The following is a 23,868-nucleotide window of genomic DNA, read 5'->3' on the forward strand; positions in this document are numbered from 1 at the left end:
CATCGGAGATAAATAATGAGCTATACCAAACTGACCCGTGACCAGATCGCTGAACGTGTGGCACAAGACATTCCTGATGGTGCCTATGTCAACCTGGGCATCGGCTTGCCAACCAAAATTTCCAGCTACCTGCCTTCGGATAAAGATGTATTCCTGCATTCTGAAAATGGCCTGTTGGCTTTTGGTCCTCCTCCTGCTGAAGAAGACCGTGATCCAGAGCTGATCAATGCTGGTAAAGAATTCGTAACCTTACTGGAAGGGGGTTCATTCTTCCATCATGGTGATTCCTTCGCGATGATGCGTGGCGGTCATTTAGACATCGCGGTATTGGGTGCCTTCCAGATTGCTGAAAATGGTGATCTGGCCAACTGGCATACTGGCGCACCGGATGCGATTCCGGCTGTTGGCGGTGCAATGGATTTGGCTGTGGGTGCCAAGAAAGTCTTTATTACCACCGATCACGTCACGAAGAAAGGCGAGCCAAAAATTGTGGCTGAACTGTCTTATCCGGCGACTGGTTTGAAATGTGTGGATCGTATCTATACCGACCTGTGTGTGATTGATATCACCAGCGAAGGCATGAAAGTGATTGAGAAAGTCGAAGGTCTGTCATTCGAAGAATTGCAGTCATTGACTGGCGCCAAGCTGATTGATGCGACTCAGGCTTAAAAATCCCTCCTGACCTCCCTGAGCGAGTTTTAAAGCATTGCTTTTAAAACTCAGCGCAAGAAAGGGAGGGAAAAAGTCCCCCTTTGCAAAAGGGGGATTTAGGGGGATTAAAAAATCAAAGGATTAAACAAATGAAAAACGCATATATTATCGATGCCATCCGTACCCCATTCGGCCGTTATGCAGGTGGCCTCGCTCCTGTTCGTACTGATGATCTCGGTGCACTTCCAATCAAAGCCTTAATAGAACGTAATCCATCGGTAAACTGGGAACAGGTCGATGATGTGATCTATGGCTGTGCCAACCAGGCCGGTGAAGATAACCGTAACGTTGGCCGTATGTCAGCGCTGCTTGCAGGTGTGCCTTATCAAGTGCCTGCAACTACAGTCAACCGCCTATGTGGTTCATCGCTAGATACTATCTCCATGGCTGCACGTGCGATTAAAGCGGGTGAAGCCCATCTGATTATTGCCGGTGGTGTCGAGTCAATGTCTCGTGCACCCTTTGTCATGGGTAAATCAGAAACCGCCTATGGCCGTAGTCAGAAAATCGAAGATACCACCATGGGCTGGCGTTTCATTAACCCGAAACTCAAAGACATGTACGGCGTAGAAACCATGCCGCAAACGGCTGAAAATGTCGCTGAACAGTTTGGGATTAACCGTGAAGATCAGGACAAATTTGCCCTGAGCAGCCAGCAACGTACAGCCGCAGCACAAGCCAAGGGTTTCTTTGATAAAGAAATCATTCCGGTGGTGATTCCACAACGTAAAGGCGATCCGGTGGTCGTAGATAAAGATGAACATCCACGTGCCTCTACAACAGCAGAAGCTCTGGCAAAACTAAAACCTGTGGTAAAAGCAGATGGTACAGTTACAGCCGGTAATGCTTCAGGCATTAACGATGGTGCTGCCGCCCTACTGATCGCGTCTGATGAAGCGATTGCGCAATACGGTTTAAAACCACGTGCCAAAATTATTGGCTCAACTGTTGTGGGTGTTGAGCCGCGCATCATGGGCTTTGGTCCGGCACCTGCCATCAAAAAGCTACTTGCTCAAACCGGCTTAACGCTAGAGCAGATGGATGTGATCGAACTGAATGAAGCTTTTGCGGCCCAAGCACTGGCATGTACCCGTGATCTAGGCATTGAAGACGGCTCAGAAAAAGTCAATCCGAACGGTGGCGCAATTGCATTGGGTCATCCACTCGGCGCCTCTGGTGCACGTCTGGTGACCACTGCCTTGAACCAGCTGGAACAAACTGGCGGTCAATATGCACTATGTTCAATGTGTATTGGTGTCGGTCAAGGTATTGCTTTGATTATCGAACGCGTCTAAAAGCACGATCACTTAATAAAAATTTCCCCTCCCTTTTTTAAAGGGAGGTCGGGAGGGATTTTAATGCCAACATTTACATCTAACGATGCACAAATTAATTACCAGACTTTTGGGGATACCTCTAAGCCTGCAATTGTGTTCTCCAATTCATTGGGCACCAAATTCAGCATGTGGCAGCCACAAATTGAATTTTTCCAGAAAGATTATTTCGTGGTGTGTTATGACACCCGTGGTCACGGTGGCTCGAGCGCACCACAAGGGCCATATACCCTGGATCAACTGGGTCAAGATGTAGTGAATCTACTGGATCATTTAAATATCCAGAAAGCTGCTTTCTGTGGCATTTCCATGGGTGGTCTGACTGGCCAATGGCTGGCAATTAACCGCCCAGAACGCTTTAACCAAGTGATTGTGTGTAATACGGCAGCCAAAATCGGTCAGGAACAGGCCTGGCTAGAACGTGCTGCACTGGTGCGTGAGCAAGGCTTGGCACCGATTGCATCGACCGCAGCATCACGCTGGTTTACCGAACCCTTTATTCAAAGCAACGCAGCAATTGTTGCAGAACTTTCAAACGACCTTGGAGCTGGCAGCCCGGAAGGTTATGCGAGTTGCTGTGAAGCTTTGGCTAAAGCGGATTTACATGAACAGTTAAAGACAATTTCAGTTCCTGTATTGATTGTGGCAGGTCAGCAAGATCCTGTAACGACTGTTGCTGATGGTCAGTCGATGCAAGCCAGCATTGCCAATAGCCAACTGTTTGAAATCAATGCATCGCATATTTCCAATGTCGAGCAACCTGAAGCGTTCAATCAGGCAGTTCAGGCATTTATTGCAGCTTAAACTGCTCAAAAAAAGAAAAAAGCCACTGATCATCATCAGTGGCTTTTTTTTATCAAGATGGAGTCAGCATTAAGCCCAAATGACCAAAATCGCAGCGATCACCACCAAGCCCAACCCCCAATGTTCGGCACGTGCCAGTTTCTCCTTAAAGAAATATGCAGAAATCAGCATACTAAATAAAATCTCGATTTGACCTAGTGTTTTGACAATGGGCACACTCATCATGCTCATGGCAGTAAACCAGCCCAGCGATGCCATAAAGCTGCACACGCTGACTTTAAAGGTTAATCTCAAGCGTTGCCACATGGCCACTAAAGTCTGGCGGCTAAATAGACTCAGATAGATCAGCATACTGATGCATTGAAAACTGATGACCATCAGCAGTACCCATGCAGCACGATGGACAGTTGGCAATGTGCTTAGCTCCAGACTCGCCTCCCTGACCAAGAGTGAGGTAATCGCAAAACTTAAGCCGCTGCCGATTCCAATCGCTAAGGTCTGGGCAGAAAATTCGCTGATCTGCTGGCCTTTACTCAGCAAGAACACGGCATAAGCACCGAGTACCACACCGATCCAGGCCAGTACCGATAAATGATCGGCTAAAAACACGACACCAATGACGGCGGCAAGAATGGCTTCACTTTTAGCCAAACCGACCCCAATCGCATAATTTTTTTGTTGAAACAGCTTCACCATCAAGGCAGTCGCTAAAATCTGGCTTGAACCAGCAATCACAATATAGACCCAAAACCTGGGAGTAAAATGGATAATATTTTCAACGGGCTTGAAGTGATAAAGACTGGACAGATAGATTATTGCAAAGGGCAAGGCAAAGATAAACCGTGCCAGCGTGACCCCCCAAACATCGACCGTAGTGCTCAGCTGTTTTTGAAATGCATTGCGCCATGCCTGCATAAATGCAGCCATTAAGGTGAAAAAGATCCAGCTGATTGCCATAAAATGATTTGCATATATAACAAAAGTGAACCAATTCTAAGCCTAAGTAAAAGGCATGACTAATTAAAAATGGAATGAAGGTGAATAGCGGAAAGTTTGGATTGTTTTTAGATGGTTTAAATTTCAGCTAAGTAGTCTTTTCGCATGGGAATAAAACGAATGCCATTTTCCTCAGTGTATTCGCCCATTTCAACAAAACCGAAGCGTTTATAAATATCCAAAGCATATAAACTGGATTTTACAGTAATAGATTGATGACCTTGGCTACGAATCTGATTTTCTAAAAAGCGCCACATTTGGCGACCGTAACCTTGACCTTGATAAGCCTTATTCAAGAAAAAATGCATGAAATGTGCCGGCGCTATATAAGCCACAACACCGACTATTCTGCGGTCAATTTCAGCCACATAATAATAAATATCTGGCCGTTCAAAAATGGTTTGAATCGCTTCAGCTTTAAAACGTAAGCGTCCCTCTTCTGCCGTAGTGACAGCCTCTACAAATGGTGCAATGACTTCTACGATAGCAGATGTATCCTGAACAGTAGCTTTTCTAATTTTCATATTATTTTAAATTTCACCTTAACCTGGCTTTGTTGCAAAAACAGATCATCTGTCAATTTTTATTTCTCTAAGCAATCTTTTTCTATTAAAAATAACGAGTTATTTAGCTCACAATATAATGCCAAGCATCCTCCATTTACAATTCAGCCATATAGAGTTTTTATTAAAATTTTTATGATGTTATTACAATAGGATGAAATTTAGGTAGGCATTCTAGACAGTTTGCTTCCCTACAGGGAGTTTAGATGAAACATTTTGAATGCGCCGTCTGCCAGCAACAGCTATTTTTTTACAAATCAGTCTGTGATCATTGTATGTCACCAATCGGCTATGTCGCTTCGGAAAAAGAATTGTGCGCATTTAAAAAGCAGAGTGCTGATCAATGGATTCCAGTCTCCAAAAGTTATCAGCATGCCAGTTATAAACCCTGTCATAACTATACGCACTATCAGGTATGTAACTGGATGATTCCCAGTAATGAAGATGAAGATTTTTGTGAGTCCTGTCAACTCACTCATGTGATTCCTGATCTGGAAAATTCAGAGAACCTGATTTACTGGTTTCGACTGGAAGAGGCCAAACGCCGCTTCCTTTATTTGGCGCAGCGTATGAACATGATGCCACGCCCCAAAAAATCTGAAGATGATCCATTTGGCCTGCGTTTTGATTTTTTACTGCCTGAAGATGATCAGCCGGTTTTGATTGGTCATGCCAATGGTGTGATTACTTTAAATGCGATTGAAGCGGATGTGGTGTATCGTGAAACAACACGCGTGAATATGGGAGAAAATTACCGGACTTTATTGGGCCATTTTCGCCATGAAAGCGGACATTACTATTTTGCACTGATGCAACACTTACATCCGGAACTGATTGAAGAGTTTCGTCATTATTTTGGCGATGAGCGGCAAAATTACAGTGAGGCGCTGCAAACTTATTATAATGACGGCGCCCCGATCAACTGGCAGGAAAACTATATTAGTGCTTATGCCACCGCACATCCCTGGGAAGACTGGGCAGAAACCTGGGCGCATTATCTGCATATGATGGAAACACTGGAAACTGCTTACTATGCTGGAATCCGCGTTATTGGCAATGGTGGCTATCTGGCCAGCATGGATTTTAAAGAATGTCCAATTGGCGGACAGGACGTTGAACATATTCTTGCAAACTGGGTTACCTTAACCTTTAATTTAAATGCCTTGAACCGTTGTATGGGTCTGGAAGATGCCTACCCATTCAAGCTGACCGAAGCGGTAAAAGACAAGCTTCGATTTATACATCGGCATGTACTGGAAAAAGTTTTTAAATCATCCAAATGATCTTTAAACGACAAAAAAATGGATGTAATCAAATGAATAAAGCCCGTATACAACGGGCTCTATTTGATGATCAATGCGATTAAACGTATTAAGCGGTTTTCATTGAACCGGTTTCTTCAAATTGGGCATGCCAAGACAAAGCTTCATTCAATAAATGCGGTGTCTGACCACCACGCGCACAGGCACGCTCAAAATAATGATTTAAACTTTCGCGGTAATCTGGATGAGCACAGATATCGATAATCTTGCGGGCACGTTCACGCGGTGCCAAACCACGCAGATCTGCTAAACCTTGCTCAGTCACCAGAATATCAACGTCATGATCGGTATGGTCGGTATGGCTGACTAGGGGAACGACTGAAGAAATCGCACCACCTTTGGCATAGGATTTGGTCACAAAGATGGCAATATGCGCATGACGGGTAAAATCTCCCGAGCCTCCAATACCGTTCATCATCTTGGTTCCAGTAACATGGGTTGAATTCACATTTCCGTAAATATCAAACTCAAGTGCTGTATTAATCGCAATAATCCCGAGACGGCGAATCAGTTCAGGATTATTGGAAAGTTCCTGTGGACGCAAGACAATTTTATCTTTGTATCGATCAAAATTGTTCATCACTCGTGCGGCACAGTCATCGGTCAGGGTCATGGAGCAACCTGAAGCAAAGGTCATCTTGCCTGAATCGATAAGCTGGAAAGTGCAATCCTGCAAGACTTCAGAATACATTTCCAGATTATTGAAATTGGAATGTTCGAAGCCGGCAAAGACCGCATTGGCCACGGAGCCCACACCGGATTGCAGCGGCCCCAGATTTTCAGGTAAACGCCCTGCTGCCACTTCCTGTTCAAAGAAATGAATCAGGTGACTGGCAATCGCCAGCGTTTCTTGATCCGGTTCGTCCATGCCAAAGGAAGTGTCTGGAATCTCATTGATGACAATCGCAGAAATTTTTTCAGGTGCAACATGAATCCCGATTGTTCCAATTTTGTCACTGGCTTGAGTCAGAGGAATTGGCTCGCGGTTTGGGCGCGCTTGAGGTACATAGATATCGTGAACACCTTCTAGTACGGGATTAATCGTCATATCAATTTCAATAATGACCCGATCTGCCATTTCGATGAAATTTGCAGAATTTCCGCAAGAGCCTGTCGGAATAATCTGACCGTCTTCAGTAATCGCAGTTGCAGCAATTACAGCCACATTAATCGCTGGCAAGTTTTTATGACGGATATTATCGGCCAGTTCAGAGAGATGCTGATCGACATACATCACTTCACCGGCATTAATCGCTTTACGTAAAGAAGGATCTGCCTGATAAGGATAACGGCGGGTTATGACATGTGCTTCATTGAGTTTTCCATCAATCCGGTTCCCCAGACTTGCACCTGTCGCCAAGGTAATATGAATTGGATACTTCTGTGCATATTCAGCCAAGGCCAAAGGCACAGTTTTCGCTTCACCTGCCCCCCCAAAACCACTTAAACCAACTACATCGCCATCTTGAATCAGTTGTAGTGCTTTTTCGACAGATACGACTTTATCTTGTAATGGGAGCAAACGAATGCGCTCTAAACCGTTCATAAAAAATCTCAAAAATATAAAATAAAGAGGCGTCTGCTCCTGGTGAACCAAGAGCATTAGCGTCTAAATCAATCAATAATTAATTTTGCTAATTCGAGCATTGAATTTTGGCTGGACTTAAACCAGCTCCACTGCAATCGCAGTTGCTTCACCGCCACCGATACACAGTGCGGCAATGCCTTTCTTGCCACCAGTACGTTTTAAGGCATGAATCAAGGTCACAATAATACGGGAACCAGAAGACCCCAGTGGATGACCGAGCGCACATGCGCCACCGTTGATGTTGACTTTTGCAGTATCCAGTTTAAAGCCATCAATGGCTAGCATCGTCACCATGGCAAAAGCCTCATTGATTTCCCAGAGGTCAACATCGGCGGCATCCCAACCGGTTTTTTTCAGCACTTTTTCAATCGCACCGACAGGTGCAATGGTGAATTCCGAAGGATGCTGCGAATGGCTGGCATAGGCCAGAATATTAGCCAGGGGTTTTAAGTTACGCTGTGCAGCAATTTCACTAGAGGTGACCACCAGTGCTGAAGCACCGTCTGAAATTGAACTGGCATTTGCTGCGGTAATGGTTCCGTCTTTTTTGAAGGCTGGACGCAAGCTTGGAATTTTGTCTGTTTTGGCATTTAAAGGTTGTTCATCCTGCTCAACCACTACATCGCCTTTACGGTTACTGACAGTGACTGCTACGATTTCATCTTTAAAGAAGCCTTGCTGAACAGCCGTCACCGCTTTGTTTAATGAGCCAATGGCATAATCGTCCTGCTGTTCGCGGGTATAGCCTTTTTTATCTGCCATTTCCTGTGCCAGAATTCCCATCGACAGACCTGTTTCTGCATCTTCCAGCCCTTCCTGGAACATGTGATCCGTGACTTTGCCATGTCCCATACGGAAACCGGCACGTGCCTTGTCCATCAAATATGGCGCATTAGACATAGATTCCATGCCACCTGCGATCACAATTTCAGCCGAACCCGCTTTGATTGCATCTGCTGCCTGCATCACCGCTTTCATGCCTGAGCCACAGATTTTATTGATCGTGGTGGCACCTGTTGAATCCGGTAAGCCGGCTTGACGCATGGCCTGACGTGCCGGGCCCTGTTTTAAACCCGCCGGCAGTACACAGCCCATAATGACTTCATCAATATCATTTGCAGTTAAACCTGCACGAGCTACAGCTTCCTTGATCGCCACAGCACCCAAATCAGGCGCCGTACAGCTTGAAAGTGAGCCTTGAAAACCACCCATTGCGGTACGTACAGCTTCTACAATTACAATCATTCTCATCTCATCCTTTTTCATCATTGTTATTTAACACCGCACAGCAGAAGCTCTGCAGTGTTTGTCCTTCGCAATACTTGCCGGTTTAAGCCTGTGCAGTGAAATAGTCTTCAGGTAATTGCATGACCAGTTCTGCACCTGCCTGAATACGTTGAATTCGGGCACTCAAATCCGGGAGAACTTTGGCGACATAATAATTCGCCAGTACCAATTTGTTCTGGAAATAGCTATCGTCTTTCGTTGCTGCAGCTTTGCTGATACGCGCATACATATACACAAAACTGAGCAGACCCACCGCATGCAGATAATCGACCGCAATCGAGTTAGCAAAGTCCGGATTCAGTTGAGACTGCTCGACGATAAAGCTGGTGATGTCTTCCAGTTGCTGACAGGTCTCTAATGTCGCCGTTTTAATCGTCAATGAATCATCCAGACCTTGGGCGAACTCGCGGATTTCAGCGATATACTCTGCAATATAAGCACCTTTACATTTGGTGGTTTTACGGCCAATCAGGTCAATTGCCTGCACACCATTGGTGCCTTCATAAATTTGTGAAATGCGCAGATCGCGAATACATTGTTCCATACCCCATTCACGGATATAACCATGACCACCGAAGCACATTTGCGCTTCCAGTGCAGAATCTAATGCTTTATCAGTCAGATATGCTTTGGCAATTGGGGTTAACAGAGCCACACGGTCGGTCGCTTTACGCACCGCTTCAGCATCGGTCGAATATTTGGTGATATCCAGCTGCTGACCGACATAGACAGCAAATGCACGAGATGCTTCATTGTTGGCGCGCACATTCAGCAACATACGGCGCACATCACCATGTACCAGAATCGAATCGGCTGGTTTTTCCGGTGATTTCGCACCGGTCGAGGCACGTCCCTGTAAACGGTCTGTCGCATATTGTGCCGCATTCTGATAAGCAAATTCTGCCGCGCCAATGCCCTGAATTCCCATCGACAGACGTTCGTAGTTCATCATCACGAACATGCCGGCCAGTCCTTCATTTTCGTTACCGACCATATAAGCTTTGGCACCATCAAAGTTCATGACGCAGGTCGCCGAGCCTTTAATTCCCATCTTATGTTCGATTGAACCCGCAGATACTGCATTACGTTCACCGAGTGAACCATCTGCATTCACCAGAAATTTCGGCACAATAAACAGGGAAATGCCACGTGAACCGGCGGGTGCATTTGGTGTTTTTGCCAGCACCAGATGAATGATATTTTCACTCAGGTCATGTTCACCGCTGGTAATAAAGATTTTGGTACCGCTGATGTTATAGCTGCCATCTTCATTGGGTTCAGCCTTGGTTTTGATTATGCCAAGATCAGTACCTGAATGTGGCTCAGTCAGACACATGGTGCCCGACCATTCGCCTGTATAGAATTTTGGTAAATAGGTTTCTTTCTGTTCTTGTGAAGCACGATCATTGATCGCCATGCCTGCACCCACGGTTAACAGCGGGTAAAGCATAAATGATGGATTGGTACTCCAGATCATTTCATCGGCCAGCACGGTCAGCATTTTTGGCATATTCTGCCCGCCCCATTCTTCACTGGCACCTAAACCTACCCAGCCACCTTCAGCAAACTGCTTAAAGGCATCTTTAAAGCCTGTAGGTGTGGTCACTTCACCATGTTTAAACTGAGCACCACCTTCTTCATCCGCAGGACGATTCAGGTCAAGAATGACATTCTTGGAAAATTTGGCCATCTCTTCCAGAATTGCATTTGCAGTTGCCATATCTAAATGTGCAAGATTTTCATTACCTTGCCAAAATTTTTCAGCTTGAAACACATCATTTAAAATAAATTCCATGTCTTTTAGCGGCGCATTATAAATAGGCATTCTTACATTCCTTAACTGGTGATACTCAATTCTGTTGCTGAGCGTTTTATAATCATTGATTAATGAAAATCTTTTTTATGATTTTACTTCAATCAATGCATATCAATCGAAAATCATCATCTCGAATTAATCCAGCAGTAAATCTCATTCAACTAAATAAGCGACATAAAATTTAAAAACCCAAGCTTTATGTCACCGTTATTTACTGAACCAAGCAGGCTTAAAATGATTCTTTATTCACCACTATAATCCTTTGCCAGGACGGTCTTAAACCGAATAATGATTTCACTTGATGTGCTGAAACAATAAAATAATTATGCTGAAAATGGAATTTTATTTAGCAAAGTTGATCTCTAGGGTTCAGTTTTCTTGACAATATTTCCAGACTGACACCATATATATTTTTCATTGTCAGCAGTTGCTGCATAAATATACAAAATTAGATAAATATCACGACCTTAGTTTTATAGCTATCTTGGGTAAAATTGAATATTCTTGAAAGGTTCTTTTTCGAAAAATATGGACCAAGAAGATGACGACTGTAAGACAGCAGAACTTCCTTCTTCGTAAAGAGAAGATCCTGAGCATGGCTGAAAGCCTGCTACTGGACAATAATCAGGACATTACCCTGAGTGAACTTGCCAGTGAACTGGACATCGCGAAAGGAACGATCTACAAGCATTTCAAAAGCAAGAACCAGTTATATTTAGAACTAATTATTCTGAATGAAAAAAGAATTCTGGAAATATCAAAAAAATATAGTAACGATATTAAAAATTATGTTTCGCAATATATGCTCTATCACATGCTCAATTCCAATCGCACCATCCTGTTGCATGTGATTGAAGAGCGTTTAACCAATAATGAAAAGAATCTGAAAGATTTATTTCAGGAGCTTTATCGGATTCGCGAAGAACGGATTATCCGGATTAAAGACATGACCCATAATTATCTGGTGGCTTTAGAAAGTGCCATGTCGATTCGGGATTATTTGTCTTATATCTGGACCGTGACTTATGGTGCTTCACTATTATTAAATTCGACCAATTATCAAAAAGCGATTGGTTCACGTGAACGCCTGATTAAACTGTATATTAATCAGGCGCTGATGACCCCGGATAAAATCTCGTCAGTCTAAGCCCTATAATAAAAAATGCCGGATTGAATCCGGCATTTTATTTCAATTGAATGACTTAACAAATATCAAGCAGCAATTGGCGGAAATCCGTCTTCGGTTAAAGCCGCGACAATCTCGGACTCAGTGACTGTCGATTCAACTTCGACCAGCTTAGTCGCCACATCTATATGAACGGTGGCATTTTCATCCAGATCTTTAATCGTAGCAGTCACACTGCGTGCACAGCCACCACAGGTCATATTTTCAATACGGAATTTCATATTTGGCTCCATAGGATCGCTTTAAAAATTAATGTGATTGGGTAGACTATATTTAACCTGAGCTGCAGATCAGCTCAGTGCTGCTCAGGGACGACACCCTGTTCAATCTGTTTTAAAATCTGGCAATCGGACTGTTCATTGCCGGCACACTGCTCCACCGATTGCTGTAATATCACCAGCATATGCTGCATATCGGCAATTTTCTGTTGTAAAAACTGGATATGTTTTTCGGCCAGCTGTTTCACCTCGCTACTCTGACGTGAGCTGTTTAGCCACAGGCCGAGTAATTCTTTCATTTGCTCTGAAGAAAAGCCGAGTTCGCGTGCATGTTGAATAAAACTTAAGGTTTTAATGTCCGCATCAGTATAAACCCGATAACCTGCATCGCTTCGTTTCGCAGCAGGCAACAACCCGATGTCTTCATAATAACGAATCATTTTTGCAGAGATGCCGGAACGTTTTGCCGCCTGACCAATATTCATCCTGCTTGCTCCTTGAACTGTACCGCTTTGTAGGCTTTTAATCTCAAAGCATTAGTGACAACAAACACGGAAGACAATGCCATCGCGCCTGCGGCAAACATTGGTGATAACAAGATGCCCCAGAATGGATAGAGCACCCCGGCGGCAATCGGGATTAAAGCAATATTATAGACAAAGGCCCAGAACAGGTTCTGCCGGATATTGCGCATGGTGGCCTGACTCAGACCAATTCCGGTGGCCACATGCTGTAAATTACCTGACATCAACACCACATCGGCTGCCTCAATCGCGACATCGGTGCCTGTACCAATCGCCATGCCAACATCAGCCTGTGCCAGTGCCGGGGCATCATTGATTCCGTCCCCGACAAAAGTGAGTACGCCATATTGCTGCTGGAGTTGACGTACCGCATCCACTTTCTCATGCGGTAAAACTTCCGCAATTACCTGATCAATTTTCAGCTGTTTGGCAATGGCCTGCGCGGTATGCTGATTGTCACCGGTGATCATCGCTACTTTTAGACCCTGCTCATGCAAGGCCTGAATCGCACTATAGGTAGTTGCTTTAATCGGATCCGCGACGGCAATAATCGCCGCCAGCTTTTGATTGATCGCCACATATAAGGGACTACGGCCCTGATCACCGAGTTTTTGTGCAGTAGACCGAAACAGATCGACATTTAGACCTAAGTTCTGCATCAGACGTTCAGCCCCAATATGCAACTGCTGACCAGCTACCTGTGCCTTGACCCCTGCGCCGGTGATCGAATCAAAATCTGTGACTTCACTCAGTTCCAGTTGTTGCTCATGAGCTGCCTGAACAATGGCATGGGCAATCGGATGTTCTGACTTGGCTTCAACCGAAGCCACCAGTTGCAATACAGTCTGCTGATTAAAATCTGCTGTGACTTCAAAGTCCGTCAGCAACGGTTTTCCTTCAGTCAAGGTTCCGGTTTTATCAAGTGCGACGACTTGGGTTTGCTGCAATAACTGTAAAGCTTCACCCTTACGAAACAGCACGCCCAGTTCAGCGGCACGCCCAGTTCCGACCATAATTGAGGTCGGTGTTGCCAGCCCCATCGCACACGGACAGGCAATAATCAGCACCGCCACGGCGTTGACCAATGCATAGGTCAGATTGGGTTCAGGCCCAAACAGGAACCAGACCATGAAGGTCAAGGCCGCCAGTGCCATGACGGCAGGTACAAACCATAAAGTCACTTTATCCACCACCGCCTGAATCGGTAGTTTCGAGCCTTGTGCCTGTTCCACCATCTCAATAATCTGCGCCAGTACAGAATCCTGTCCGACCGCAGTGGCCCTGATTTGCAAGGTTCCATTCTGGTTCACTGTACCACCCACCACCTGATCCCCGGCCTGTTTGGCCACGGGTAAAGGCTCACCACTCATCATTGCTTCATCGATATAACTTTGCCCGGCAACCACTTCACCATCGACGGCGACTTTTTCACCCGGGCGGATTTCAATCAGCATGCCCTGTTGTACATCGGCAATCGCCAGATCAACCCAGTTGCCATGCTGTTGTACCCGTGCGGTTTTCGGTTGCAAGCCGACCAGATACTGAATCGCTTCTGAGGTTTTACCTTTGGCTTTGGCTTCCAGATACCGCCCCAGTAAAATCAGCGCAACAATGACAGCTGCCGCTTCAAAATATACATGGACGGTGGACTGGGGTAACAGCTGCGGAAAAAAGGTCGCAATGCAGGAAAATCCATAAGCTGCGATTGTTCCGACTGCGACCAGAGAATTCATATCCGGCGCCAAACGCAATAAAGCCGGAATACCATGCTGATAAAAACGCCGTCCCGGAATAATCAGCACCAAACTGGTCAGCACAAACTGCAGATACCAGCTGTTCTGGGTTCCCAACGTCTGCGCAATAAAATGATGAAAAGCCGGGATCAGATGTGAACCCATTTCTAGAATAAATACAGGGACTGCCAGAATAAGAGCAAGCCAAAGATCCCGTTTCAGTTGCGCGGTTTCAGTGGCTTTCTTTTCCTGAAAAGCCACATGGCGATCTGCCGAGAGATGTGTATTGGTTTTTTCTGTGGCTTTAAAACCGGCTTTTTCTACAGCAGCAATCAAAGCTGGGATGTGCTGACGGGATGCCTGAATCGAAGCAGTTTCAGTCGCCAGATTGACTTGTGCTGTACTGACGCCGTCTACTTTTAATAAAGCTTTTTCAACACGCGCGACGCAGGAGGCGCAGGTCATGCCTTCAATCGCCAGTTCAATCCGGTCAGCCTGAAGATCAAAACCGGCTTTTTGCACCGCCTGAGTCAACTTGGACAATGGCACAGAATTGATTAGACTCACATGCGCCTTTTCAGTGGCCAGATTCACGTGTGCATCCAGTACACCTTCTACTTTTTTTAGGGCTTTTTCTACGCGAGCCACACAAGATGCACAGGTCATGCCTTCAATATTCAAAGCAAACTGTTGCGTCGGTACATCAAAGCCAGTTTTTTCAATTGCTTGAACTAGCACAGCGGCAGCAATCGGCTGCTGGCTTTTAATAAAAGCTTTTTCAGTCGACAGGTTGACAGATGCCTCAACCACGCCCTCAATTTTTTTCAAGGCTTTTTCGACCCGAGCCACGCAGGATGCACAGGTCATACCGCCAATCTGCACCTGCTGTTCATATAACCGGATGCTGTCTTGTTCTGCCACGCCCATCTCCATGCATCAACTTGCTGCCGATGCTATAGCTTAAACATTCCCAGCATGGCAAGGTCAAGTCTTTCATTTAAATATTTTAGGAAAGATAAAGCGGTATTGCGATTGGATGCTCATCCAAGAACCAAATAAAAGCCCGAAGATGACTTCGGGCTTTTATAGCAGTGTTTAAAATATTGAATGCATCAATTTTATTCGGCAGAAATATCTTCAAACAGAACCGAAGACAGGTAACGCTCTCCGCCATCTGGCAAAATCACCACAATATTTTTACCGGCATTTTCCGGGCGTGCAGCCAGTTGTGCCGCTGCCGCCATGGCCGCACCACTTGAAATGCCGACCAAAATACCTTCCTGAGCTGCAGTTTTGCGTGCCCACTCGATTGCCTCTGCGCTATTAATGGCAATCACTTCATCGACCAGATCTAAATCCAGGTTGCCCGGAATAAAGTTGGCTCCGATACCTTGAATTTTGTGTGGTCCCGGTGTCAGCGTTTCGCCGCGTTTGGCCTGACCAATAATTGCAGATTCAGCAGGTTCCACCGCCACCGAATATAGAGGCTTATTTTTAACTTTCTCAAAGTAACGCGAAATACCGGTAATGGTTCCGCCCGTTCCGACACCTGCGACCAGAATATCGACATTGCCCGCCGTTGCTTCCCAGATTTCTGGGCCGGTGGTTTCTTCATGAATTTTAGGATTGGCTGGGTTTTCAAACTGTTGTGGCAGGAAATACTGCTCCGGGTTCTCATTCAACAGACTCTCGGCTGCTTCAATCGCCCCTTTCATGCCTTTGGCCGGATCGGTCAAGACCAGATTGGCTCCTAAAGCTTTGACTACTTTACGGCGCTCAATACTCATGCTTGAAGGCATGGTGAGCGTCAGTTTATAACCTTTAGCGGCTGCCACAAAGGCCAATGCAATACCGGTATTGCCACTGGTGGGTTCAACGATGTGCATACCGGGTTTGAGTTTTCCAGATTTTTCTGCATCGTTAATTAATGCTGCACCAATACGACATTTGACTGAAAAGGCCGGATTACGGCTTTCAATTTTAGCAAGTACAGTTACCGGAGCTGAAATTACACGATTAATACGAACTAGCGGTGTATTTCCAATTGCGTCTGCATTATTACTATAAACCGCTATCCCTAAATTATTTGGTGTTGGAAAAGCTGAATCTGTACTCATGATGATATCCCTGATGTTATTGGTTCAAGTCATTTAAACATCATACAAGCATTTTTTTCGTTTGTAGATGTTTGATGGAATTTGCACTTGATCGCAGTAATTTAAACCAAAATATTTTTTAAATAATTCGATGATTTTATATTATTTATCAACGTTTAAAATATAACTTTAACTAATATTTAACCTGATTAAAACCCGATAATATTTAAATATTATATCAATGTATTAATCATCGAGCCCCTTATAATGTGCGGGCTGTAATTTTATAATGGACATATGAGATGAAAACCGATTTTGAAATCACGACTATGCGCGATTCAGCAGAACAGGTCGTCGGCATTTTAAAATCTCTGGCCAATACTGACCGTCTCCTTATTTTATGCCATCTCTCTCAAGCGGAACTGAATGTTTCCCAAATTGAGGATATTACCGACATTAAACAACCGACACTTTCCCAGCAACTGATGATGCTGCGAAAAAGTGATGTAGTGAATACCCGTCGGGATGGTAAACAGATCTATTATTCAATTAAAGATCAAAATTTGATTGTGGTATTGACTACGCTTTATCAGCTGTATTGTGCGAATCAAATTAAATAGTTTATTTTTAAACACTATTTAACGCCAAAACACACTTCTCTACCCCATTGATCTGGCAGAAATAACGACTTTGTAGAAAATCGCTATAGCTGCTTCAAGAAAATGGAGGCCAGACCTAGCTGATTTATTTTAAAAACATAAATCATCACAAATTCGACCCCTTAAGATTTCTTAGCAGAATTTGTGCATAATATATCTATATTTGTGATTTAGACCTTTTTATGCAAAATTCCAAGTCTAAACTTCTGCATAGACTGCCTGCCTGGGCATGGTTAAGCCACTACACGCCGGTCAAATTTAAGTCTGATGTGCTGGCTGCCCTGATTGTGGTGGCGATGCTGGTGCCTCAAGGGATGGCCTATGCCATGCTGGCAGGATTGCCGCCGATCATGGGCTTATATGCCAGCATCCTGCCGATGATCATTTATGCGCTGCTCGGTGGGAGTTCGACTTTATCGATTGGCCCGGTAGCCATCATTTCCATGATGACTTTTGCTACGCTCAATCCACTTTTTGAAGTCGGCTCACCAGTCTATATTGAAGCTGCGACTTTATTGGCACTAATGGTCGGGATTATTTCCCTGCTTTTGGGATTATTCCGTTTTGGTTTTCTGATCCAGTTGATCAGTCATCCCGTGATTCAAAGCTTTATTATTGCCTCTGCCTTATTGATTGCGTTTGGGCAGTTAAAGTTTTTGGTCGATCTTCCTTTAAAAGCCAATAACCTTCCGGAGTTTGTCAGCAGTTTGCTGCAATATTTCCCGCTGCTGCACGTGCCGAGCCTGATTTTCGGCCTGTTCTCTATCGGTCTGCTGATCTATCTGCCCAAGTTATTAAAATCTCAGGCGGTACAAAGCCGGATCGGCTATACAGATTTTCTGGTACGTGCAGTGCCGCTGATTCTGGTGTGTCTGGGGATTGCGGCGATTGTCTTTCTGGATTTAAAGCTTCAGGGCATTAAAACGGTCGGTGCAATTCCTTCCGGTTTTCCGCCCTTGTCCTTTCCACACTGGAACTGGGAACTGGTGATGACCTTGTTACCGGGTGCCAGCATGATCGCCATGATCAGTTTTGTGGAGTCACTATCGATTGCTCAAGCCACGGCCTTACAGCAACGCAGTCATTTAAACAGTAATCAGGAGCTGATTGCGCTCGGTCTGGCCAATATCAGTGCAGGCGTGAGTTCAGCTTTTCCGGTAACGGGCAGCCTGTCGCGGACGGTGGTGAATGCCGATGCCGGTGCCAAATCACCTATGGCCGGTGTTTTATCCTCTATTCTGATTATTTTTGTGAGCCTGTTCTTTACCGGATTTTTTGAAGATCTACCGCTGACCATTCTGGCCGCGACGATTATTGTTTCCATCTGGAAGCTGGTTAATTTCCAGCCATTTTTTGATGCCTGGCGCTATTCCAAGGCAGATGGCCTTGCCATGTGGATTACTTTTCTGGGCGTGGTCCTGATTGATATTTCCACCGGTTTGATTATTGGAATCGTGTCGACCTTTGTTCTGATGTTATGGCGAATCAGCCGTCCGCATATTGCGGTTGTCGGTCTAGTGGAAGGAACCCAGCATTTTCGTAATATTCAGCGGCATCAGGTCAGTACCTCCGATCGGGTGCTGTCACTGCGGATTGATGAGAATCTGACGTTTCTGAATGCCAATAGCTTCAAAGGTTATCTGATCAATGAGATCAGCCTGAATGACCAGCTGCAACATGTGATTATTAACTGTTCCAGCATCAGTGCGATTGATCTGAGTGCCTTGGAAATGCTGGAAGATTTAAATGCGGAACTGGCCAAACTGGATATTCGCCTGCATTTTGCCGAAGTTAAAGGTCCGGTCATGGACAAGCTGCAAGCTTCTAAATTGATGACGCATCTGAGCGGGCGCATTTATCTGACCCATTTTCAGGCGATTCAGGACTTGGCGCCAGAGATCTTTGAGCAGCATAAAGATTATACGATTTAAAACAGCAGATACTGGAACTTATGGCCGGAGATTCCAGCTGGTCATAAGTGCAGTTTTTTCTGAATTTTCAAATATAATTTGAATTTATCTATTTAACTTTGATATTTATTTCATGAATACAATTTTAAAAGCGCTGATTTATTCATCATTTTAGGAAGTTTTTCTTCAATATAAGCGCTGTTTTAAAGCAATTAGTTTTAGAATAAATCAACAATATCAATATCTTGGTTTTTATATAAAAATATATTTTAAGCCTTGTTTAAATTAAGTATAAAATAGCGCAACTTTTTCCCAAATTTAGCCCTCGTAATTTTCACAAGGCAACCTTATGTTTTCTGCCCTTATGCGCATGAGCTTAGTCTCTCGAATCATCATCGCCATTATTTTAGGTGTGGGTGTGGCTGTGGTATTTCCCGAAGCTACTCCCTCATTAAGCCTATTGGGCGACCTGTTTATTAAAGCCTTGAAGTCTGTTGCACCGATTCTGGTTTTCATTTTAGTTTTAGCTTCTATCGCGAATTTTAAGGTGGGTCAATCCAACACCCCCATCAAACCGATTATGATCATGTATGCAGTGGGTATGTTCCTTGCTGCACTGAGCGCTGTGGTGTCGAGCATCTTATTTCCAAGTACGCTGTTTCTGGATATCGCTGCACAAGCTGAATTACAGCCACCTGGCAGTCTGGTAGAAATCCTGAAGAATTTACTGCTCAGTTTTGTCGCCAACCCGGTTGTTGCAATTGCTGAAGCAAACTTTATTGGCATTCTGGCCTGGTCAGTGGCATTAGGCATCGCTTTCCGTCATGCATCGGATAGCACCAAAACGCTTTTGAATGATGTAGCCTTTGCAGTGAATTATGTGATTCGTTTAGTGATCAGCTTTGCACCTGTGGGTATTTTTGGTCTGGTTGCGGTGACTTTTGCTGAATCTGGTCTGGATACACTGACCAGTTATGCACATTTACTTGCTGTGTTGCTCGGAACGATGGTTTTTGTGGCACTGGTGATTAATCCGCTTCTGGTTGCCTTAATGACGCGTAACAACCCGTATCCACTGGTGTTCACCTGTTTGCGCGAAAGTGGCATTACCGCTTTCTTTACCCGTAGTTCAGCAGCCAACATTCCAGTCAATCTGGATCTGGCAAAACGTCTGGGTGTTAAAGAATCGACTTCAAGTATCGCAATTCCTCTGGGTGCTACGATCAACATGGCAGGTGCTTCTGTGACCATTACTGTATTGTCATTGGCGGCTGTAAATACTTTGGGGATTAGCGTCGATTTCAGCACTATGCTCATTCTTTCTGTGGTGGCAACCGTTTCGGCATGTGGCGCTTCAGGGGTTGCAGGCGGTTCATTGTTACTGATTCCAGTTGCATGTGGCCTGTTTGGGATTTCTTCGGATATTGCCATGCAAGTCGTTGCGATTGGTATGGTAATCAGTGTATTGCAGGATTCTACTGAAACTGCTTTAAACTCGTCTACGGATGTTTTATTTACCACAGCAGTAGACCGCGCATCAAATTGATTTTATATTGAATAATCAAAATTTTTTGCCAATGATGTTGTTATGCCATTACAGCGTTTACCTACCTGGATACAATTAGGGACGTTCTTTCTTGCGGTGAATGCCGGCATGATTAACGTCCTGGGTCTGTTGACGGTATTACACCAGTCTGTTTCACATATGACCGGTAATGTCAGTATGCTGGCCATGGCGCTGCTGGACTGGCAGCCAGACATGATGCTATATCTGCTTCTGGTCACACTCTGCTATGTCATTGGTTCTCTGTATAGCGGGCTGATTCTAGGAAATAGTCACTTTCGCTTGGGACGACTTTATGGTTACCCTTTAAGCCTGGTGGCTTTTTTTATTCTGATCTGCTGGTTATTATTGCCCTATTTCCCGCGCTATGCCCTGTTATGGGCCTGTGTCGCGATGGGTCTGCAAAATGCCATGGTCAGCCATTATAAAGGTGCCATTATTCGCACCACGCATTTATCTGGTGTACTGACCGACCTTGGCTTGGCCATGGGTTACCGTTTACGCGGCTTAGATGTAGAACCACGCCGAGTCGTTTTACATTTACTTATTTTGCTCGGTTTTTTAAGCGGTGGTATTCTTGCCAGCTGGCTTTATCCTTATTTAAAATTAAATGCATTCCTGATCCCGGCAGGGCTGAGCCTGATGCTCAGTCTGATTTACTGGGTGATTTATTTACGTTATCGACATCAACACGATTAATTTCTGGACATTCTCATGGTTAAAAATGCATTGCAGGCACAATTGTTAAAGGCAGGTTTGGTCGATAATAAAAAAGCCAAAAAACTGTCTAAACAGGCTGTGCATGAAAAACGCACCGGTGATAGCACCGAGGCTGAAATCAAGGCGAAAATTGAGCAAGACAAGCAGCAGAAACTGGCCAAAGACCAAGCCATCGAGTTAGAGAAAAAAGCGGCCTTACAGGAAAAAGAACTGAAAGCCGCGATCATCCAGATGATTAACCAGCACAAAATCCGCGATACGGATGGTGATGCGGTGTATCAGTTTATTGATGACAGCAAGATCAAGAAGGTTTACCTGAACCAGCAGATCTATAATGCACTGGTGGCAGGCAGTCTGGTGATTGCACGTGAAAATGACAGTTATGTGTTCTTGCCTAATGCCTTGGGAGATCGCATTAATGCCAAGATGCAAGGCTTTATCATTGTGAATAATTCAGAGAAAAATGAACAAATTACCGATGAAGAAGATCCGTATGCAGCCTATGTCATTCCGGATGACCTGATGTGGTAAGTTATTATTAATACGCGATATCATACTAAACCGGCTTAGGCCGGTTTTTTTATATCAGATCACAGTCTAAAAGCTATTTCAGGTAAACACTTTCCAAAGATATGTATTAAAAGTTTAATTAAAATTAAAAAACTCAGCTTAAAGCTATAAACTCTTTCACAATTTTAACAGTGTGAGAAAAGATAAGTTGGAACAGTTTAAGCTTGTCCAGAATATACAAGTGTGGGCAGATCAATATCCCTGGCTAGAAATGCTCTCTTCATTGAGCATTGTGATTTTACTGGCAATTATTGCAAATTTATTTGCCAAACAAGTCGTTGTTCGCGGAATTCGTAAACTGATTTCCAAAATGCCTTTTGCACATAATGAAATCATTGCCGAGCATAGCGTGATCCGCCGTATTGCCAATATTGTGCCGGCCATTGTGATTATGAATGGAATTACCACCGTTCCGCATTTATCAGACAAGGTCGAGACCTTTATCCAGATGGGTGCGCAGGCCTTTATCTTCTTGACCATTGCCCTAGCGATTGGCGAATTGCTGAATATCTTTAACCTGATTTATCAGCGCAATCCGAAATCGCGTAACAAGCCGATTAAAGGCTATTTGCAACTGGTCAAGCTGATCATCTTCATCGTTTGTGGTTTGATGATTCTGGGGACTTTCCTCAAGAAAGATGTCTTTACCTTGCTGGCCGGTTTTGGTGCCATGGCTGCGGTACTGATGCTGGTGTTCCAAAATACCATCTTATCGCTGGTGGCTTCGGTACAGATTTCCTCTTATGACATGGTGCGTATTGGTGACTGGATTGAAATGCCATCTTTAAATGCGGACGGCGATGTCATTGATATGTCATTACACACCATTACCGTGCAGAACTTTGATAAAACAGTCACCACCATTCCGACCAATAAACTGGTGACGGATACCTTTAAAAACTGGCGTGGCATGCAGGAAGCCGGTGCGCGCCGGATTAAACGTTCCATTCATATCGATCAGAGCAGCGTGCATTTCATGTCAGCTGAGGAACAGAACAAGCTGAAAGAATTTATTCTGCTGGATCAATATCTAAATACCAAAACTGAAGAACTGCAGCAATTTAACTTGCAGCTCAGCCATCATTCGCAATATAACCAACGCCGTCTGACCAATCTGGGGACTTTCCGTGCCTATGTGGAATTTTATCTGCAACAGCATCCGGGAATTAGTAAAAATCACTCGCTGATGGTTCGTCAGTTACAACCGACCAGTGAAGGTTTGCCTCTGGAAATTTATGCATTTACCAATACCACGGTCTGGGTCGAGTATGAAAATATCCAGTCGGATATTCTGGATCACCTGTTGGCGATTATTCCTGAATTTGGCCTAAAAGTGTATCAGGCACCTTCAGGTTTCGACCTCAAGGAATCTTTTAGCGTTTCCTGAAAAGCTGCGACAATCTTCAAATAAAATAAAAGCCTGAAACTGGCTACAGTTTCAGGCTTTTGATTGGTCTGATTAAATAAAAATATAAAAATCGACAACTTAAACAAATATTAGATTGGGTATTGAGATGCTCAGGCTGAGATTGCAGACGCTTGCAGCTGCATCAGTTCTTGTAGCATTTTATAAAAATCATGTTCTGAGTCGAACTGCTCTTCACAGATCCTTTCGCCGTTTAATAATAAATGATGATAGCTTTGATGCTCATAAATCACCGTGTTCAGAAACTGTGCACCGGGCATATGCTTGAGCAGGTGCTGTGTCTGTTTCATTTCTGCAAGTTGCTGCTGTTCAGGAATCTTATTCAATACCGTATAAATTTTTAATTGAGTATTATATTGTGCGATCCCAATCGCCAATTGCACCAGTTCGGTTTCAAGTTGAATATCTTCTGGATTGATGGAACTGGGAATAATCAGCTTATCTGCATGTTTCAGGACTGAACGCAAGGCAGATGTATCCTGCCCGTCAATATCAACAATAATATAGGCGAACTGCTGTTTCAGTAGTTCCAGACGATGATCCAGACTACGACCATCTTGTTTTAAGATATCCAGATGCTCGAAAGAAAATTGTTTATTTTTCAGATTTGCCCATTCATAACCATACGGTTCCAGATTGGCATCAATGAGCAAGGTCGCGCCTTGCCCACGTAATAACTCATTGATATACATCGCAATCGTGGTTTTTCCTGAGCCTCGTTTACGGCTGGCCACTACCCAAATACTCATCTTTAAGCTCTCTCGTTTTTGATTCTTTTTATGAGGAAAAATGGTTTAAACTTTAATATAATTATGGATTTAGAATTACGTATCTGGCATGA

Annotated in this window: 21 protein-coding genes; 11 read left to right on the forward strand and 10 right to left on the reverse strand. The window is 44.3% G+C overall.

Annotation, left to right across the window (positions count from 1 at the left end; genetic code table 11):
• The first annotated feature begins 15 nt into the window (after nt 1-15).
• The 3 genes from CWI32_RS08730 to pcaD all read left to right on the forward strand — a co-directional run bounded on the left by CWI32_RS08730 (nt 16) and on the right by pcaD (nt 2,849).
• On the forward strand, nt 16-669 hold the full coding sequence (locus CWI32_RS08730; protein ID WP_100535127.1) for a 3-oxoacid CoA-transferase subunit B: 654 nt from the start codon (nt 16-18) through the stop codon (nt 667-669).
• 131 nt (nt 670-800) lie between these two features.
• Nucleotides 801-2,006 carry a 3-oxoadipyl-CoA thiolase gene (gene pcaF / locus CWI32_RS08735; RefSeq protein WP_005096966.1) on the forward strand — a complete coding sequence of 402 codons (1,206 nt, stop codon included), beginning with the start codon at nt 801-803 and terminating at the stop codon, nt 2,004-2,006.
• 63 nt (nt 2,007-2,069) lie between these two features.
• Nucleotides 2,070-2,849, forward strand: coding sequence for a 3-oxoadipate enol-lactonase (gene pcaD / locus CWI32_RS08740; protein ID WP_100535128.1), 780 nt, complete (start codon nt 2,070-2,072; stop codon nt 2,847-2,849).
• 69 nt (nt 2,850-2,918) lie between these two features.
• Here pcaD and CWI32_RS08745 read toward each other — a convergent pair whose 3' ends face one another.
• A complete protein-coding gene (locus CWI32_RS08745; protein ID WP_100535129.1) occupies nt 2,919-3,806 on the reverse strand; it encodes a DMT family transporter in 888 nt (295 codons plus the stop codon).
• Between the two features lie 116 nt (nt 3,807-3,922).
• A complete protein-coding gene (locus CWI32_RS08750; protein ID WP_100535130.1) occupies nt 3,923-4,369 on the reverse strand; it encodes a GNAT family N-acetyltransferase in 447 nt (148 codons plus the stop codon).
• A 245-nt stretch (nt 4,370-4,614) separates the two neighbouring features.
• Here CWI32_RS08750 and CWI32_RS08755 point away from each other — a divergent pair, with 245 nt between their 5' ends.
• The gene (locus tag CWI32_RS08755; protein ID WP_005096974.1) at nt 4,615-5,691 is read left to right on the forward strand and encodes a zinc-binding metallopeptidase family protein; all 1,077 of its coding nucleotides are present in this window, start codon (nt 4,615-4,617) and stop codon (nt 5,689-5,691) included.
• Between the two features lie 88 nt (nt 5,692-5,779).
• Here the strand turns inward: CWI32_RS08755 and scpC are convergent, their stop codons facing one another.
• The 3 genes from scpC to CWI32_RS08770 form a co-directional block, all read right to left on the reverse strand.
• Nucleotides 5,780-7,276 carry a succinyl-CoA:acetate CoA-transferase ScpC gene (scpC, locus tag CWI32_RS08760; protein WP_005096976.1) on the reverse strand — a complete coding sequence of 499 codons (1,497 nt, stop codon included), beginning with the start codon at nt 7,274-7,276 and terminating at the stop codon, nt 5,780-5,782.
• 117 nt (nt 7,277-7,393) lie between these two features.
• A complete protein-coding gene (locus CWI32_RS08765) occupies nt 7,394-8,569 on the reverse strand; it encodes a thiolase family protein (protein WP_167381276.1) in 1,176 nt (391 codons plus the stop codon).
• 79 nt (nt 8,570-8,648) lie between these two features.
• Nucleotides 8,649-10,430, reverse strand: a complete 1,782-nt coding sequence (locus CWI32_RS08770) for an acyl-CoA dehydrogenase C-terminal domain-containing protein (protein WP_100535131.1) — start codon at nt 10,428-10,430, stop codon at nt 8,649-8,651.
• 532 nt (nt 10,431-10,962) lie between these two features.
• Between CWI32_RS08770 and CWI32_RS08775 the strand changes: the two genes are divergently transcribed.
• Entirely contained in the window at nt 10,963-11,568 is a 606-nt protein-coding gene (locus CWI32_RS08775; RefSeq protein WP_100535132.1) for a TetR/AcrR family transcriptional regulator, read from the forward strand.
• Nucleotides 11,569-11,633: 65 nt separating this feature from the next.
• Here the strand turns inward: CWI32_RS08775 and CWI32_RS08780 are convergent, their stop codons facing one another.
• From CWI32_RS08780 to cysK, 4 genes are all read right to left on the reverse strand, one after another.
• The gene (locus tag CWI32_RS08780) at nt 11,634-11,828 is read right to left on the reverse strand and encodes a heavy-metal-associated domain-containing protein (RefSeq protein ID WP_005096981.1); all 195 of its coding nucleotides are present in this window, start codon (nt 11,826-11,828) and stop codon (nt 11,634-11,636) included.
• 74 nt (nt 11,829-11,902) lie between these two features.
• Entirely contained in the window at nt 11,903-12,310 is a 408-nt protein-coding gene (cueR, locus tag CWI32_RS08785) for a Cu(I)-responsive transcriptional regulator (RefSeq protein ID WP_005096982.1), read from the reverse strand.
• Nucleotides 12,307-15,009, reverse strand: a complete 2,703-nt coding sequence (locus CWI32_RS08790) for a heavy metal translocating P-type ATPase (protein ID WP_074383162.1) — start codon at nt 15,007-15,009, stop codon at nt 12,307-12,309. The genes cueR and CWI32_RS08790 overlap by 4 nt, the downstream gene beginning before the upstream one ends.
• A gap of 191 nt (nt 15,010-15,200) precedes the next feature.
• On the reverse strand, nt 15,201-16,199 hold the full coding sequence (cysK, locus tag CWI32_RS08795) for a cysteine synthase A (RefSeq protein ID WP_100535133.1): 999 nt from the start codon (nt 16,197-16,199) through the stop codon (nt 15,201-15,203).
• Between the two features lie 281 nt (nt 16,200-16,480).
• On the opposite strand from cysK, the gene CWI32_RS08800 reads away from it, so the two are divergent.
• From CWI32_RS08800 to CWI32_RS08825, 6 genes are all read left to right on the forward strand, one after another.
• Nucleotides 16,481-16,798, forward strand: a complete 318-nt coding sequence (locus tag CWI32_RS08800) for an ArsR/SmtB family transcription factor (protein WP_005170781.1) — start codon at nt 16,481-16,483, stop codon at nt 16,796-16,798.
• A gap of 221 nt (nt 16,799-17,019) precedes the next feature.
• Complete coding sequence (locus CWI32_RS08805) at nt 17,020-18,768, forward strand: SulP family inorganic anion transporter (RefSeq protein ID WP_100535134.1); 1,749 nt, start codon at nt 17,020-17,022, stop codon at nt 18,766-18,768.
• A gap of 328 nt (nt 18,769-19,096) precedes the next feature.
• Entirely contained in the window at nt 19,097-20,293 is a 1,197-nt protein-coding gene (gene sstT / locus CWI32_RS08810; protein WP_100535135.1) for a serine/threonine transporter SstT, read from the forward strand.
• 42 nt (nt 20,294-20,335) lie between these two features.
• Nucleotides 20,336-21,010 carry a YoaK family protein gene (locus CWI32_RS08815; RefSeq protein ID WP_100535136.1) on the forward strand — a complete coding sequence of 225 codons (675 nt, stop codon included), beginning with the start codon at nt 20,336-20,338 and terminating at the stop codon, nt 21,008-21,010.
• 15 nt (nt 21,011-21,025) lie between these two features.
• Nucleotides 21,026-21,562: a DUF2058 domain-containing protein gene (locus CWI32_RS08820; protein ID WP_100535137.1), complete on the forward strand. Its 537-nt coding sequence runs from the start codon at nt 21,026-21,028 to the stop codon at nt 21,560-21,562.
• A 187-nt stretch (nt 21,563-21,749) separates the two neighbouring features.
• On the forward strand, nt 21,750-22,988 hold the full coding sequence (locus tag CWI32_RS08825) for a mechanosensitive ion channel family protein (protein WP_074382743.1): 1,239 nt from the start codon (nt 21,750-21,752) through the stop codon (nt 22,986-22,988).
• Between the two features lie 131 nt (nt 22,989-23,119).
• On the opposite strand, the gene CWI32_RS08830 is transcribed toward CWI32_RS08825, so the two are convergent.
• Nucleotides 23,120-23,776 (reverse strand): hypothetical protein, encoded by a 657-nt coding sequence (locus tag CWI32_RS08830; protein WP_100535138.1) that lies wholly within the window; start codon nt 23,774-23,776, stop codon nt 23,120-23,122.
• Nucleotides 23,777-23,868 lie beyond the last annotated feature (92 nt).

The sequence above is a fragment of the Acinetobacter pseudolwoffii genome (assembly GCF_002803605.1).
Lineage (GTDB): Bacteria > Pseudomonadota > Gammaproteobacteria > Pseudomonadales > Moraxellaceae > Acinetobacter > Acinetobacter pseudolwoffii.

What these genes read in the sequence shown, in the direction of transcription:
- CWI32_RS08830 (WP_100535138.1), bottom strand. Translation starts at nt 23,776, where the DNA reads ATGAGTATTTGGGTAGTGGCCAGCCGTAAACGAGGCTCAGGAAAAACC.
- pcaD (WP_100535128.1), top strand. Translation starts at nt 2,070, where the DNA reads ATGCCAACATTTACATCTAACGATGCACAAATTAATTACCAGACTTTT.
- CWI32_RS08790 (WP_074383162.1), bottom strand. Translation starts at nt 15,009, where the DNA reads ATGGGCGTGGCAGAACAAGACAGCATCCGGTTATATGAACAGCAGGTG.
- CWI32_RS08805 (WP_100535134.1), top strand. Translation starts at nt 17,020, where the DNA reads ATGCAAAATTCCAAGTCTAAACTTCTGCATAGACTGCCTGCCTGGGCA.
- CWI32_RS08815 (WP_100535136.1), top strand. Translation starts at nt 20,336, where the DNA reads ATGCCATTACAGCGTTTACCTACCTGGATACAATTAGGGACGTTCTTT.
- CWI32_RS08770 (WP_100535131.1), bottom strand. Translation starts at nt 10,430, where the DNA reads ATGCCTATTTATAATGCGCCGCTAAAAGACATGGAATTTATTTTAAAT.
- sstT (WP_100535135.1), top strand. Translation starts at nt 19,097, where the DNA reads ATGTTTTCTGCCCTTATGCGCATGAGCTTAGTCTCTCGAATCATCATC.
- CWI32_RS08800 (WP_005170781.1), top strand. Translation starts at nt 16,481, where the DNA reads ATGAAAACCGATTTTGAAATCACGACTATGCGCGATTCAGCAGAACAG.
- pcaF (WP_005096966.1), top strand. Translation starts at nt 801, where the DNA reads ATGAAAAACGCATATATTATCGATGCCATCCGTACCCCATTCGGCCGT.
- CWI32_RS08750 (WP_100535130.1), bottom strand. Translation starts at nt 4,369, where the DNA reads ATGAAAATTAGAAAAGCTACTGTTCAGGATACATCTGCTATCGTAGAA.
- cueR (WP_005096982.1), bottom strand. Translation starts at nt 12,310, where the DNA reads ATGAATATTGGTCAGGCGGCAAAACGTTCCGGCATCTCTGCAAAAATG.
- CWI32_RS08765 (WP_167381276.1), bottom strand. Translation starts at nt 8,569, where the DNA reads ATGAGAATGATTGTAATTGTAGAAGCTGTACGTACCGCAATGGGTGGT.
- CWI32_RS08730 (WP_100535127.1), top strand. Translation starts at nt 16, where the DNA reads ATGAGCTATACCAAACTGACCCGTGACCAGATCGCTGAACGTGTGGCA.
- cysK (WP_100535133.1), bottom strand. Translation starts at nt 16,199, where the DNA reads ATGAGTACAGATTCAGCTTTTCCAACACCAAATAATTTAGGGATAGCG.
- scpC (WP_005096976.1), bottom strand. Translation starts at nt 7,276, where the DNA reads ATGAACGGTTTAGAGCGCATTCGTTTGCTCCCATTACAAGATAAAGTC.
- CWI32_RS08780 (WP_005096981.1), bottom strand. Translation starts at nt 11,828, where the DNA reads ATGAAATTCCGTATTGAAAATATGACCTGTGGTGGCTGTGCACGCAGT.
- CWI32_RS08755 (WP_005096974.1), top strand. Translation starts at nt 4,615, where the DNA reads ATGAAACATTTTGAATGCGCCGTCTGCCAGCAACAGCTATTTTTTTAC.
- CWI32_RS08820 (WP_100535137.1), top strand. Translation starts at nt 21,026, where the DNA reads ATGGTTAAAAATGCATTGCAGGCACAATTGTTAAAGGCAGGTTTGGTC.
- CWI32_RS08745 (WP_100535129.1), bottom strand. Translation starts at nt 3,806, where the DNA reads ATGGCAATCAGCTGGATCTTTTTCACCTTAATGGCTGCATTTATGCAG.
- CWI32_RS08775 (WP_100535132.1), top strand. Translation starts at nt 10,963, where the DNA reads ATGACGACTGTAAGACAGCAGAACTTCCTTCTTCGTAAAGAGAAGATC.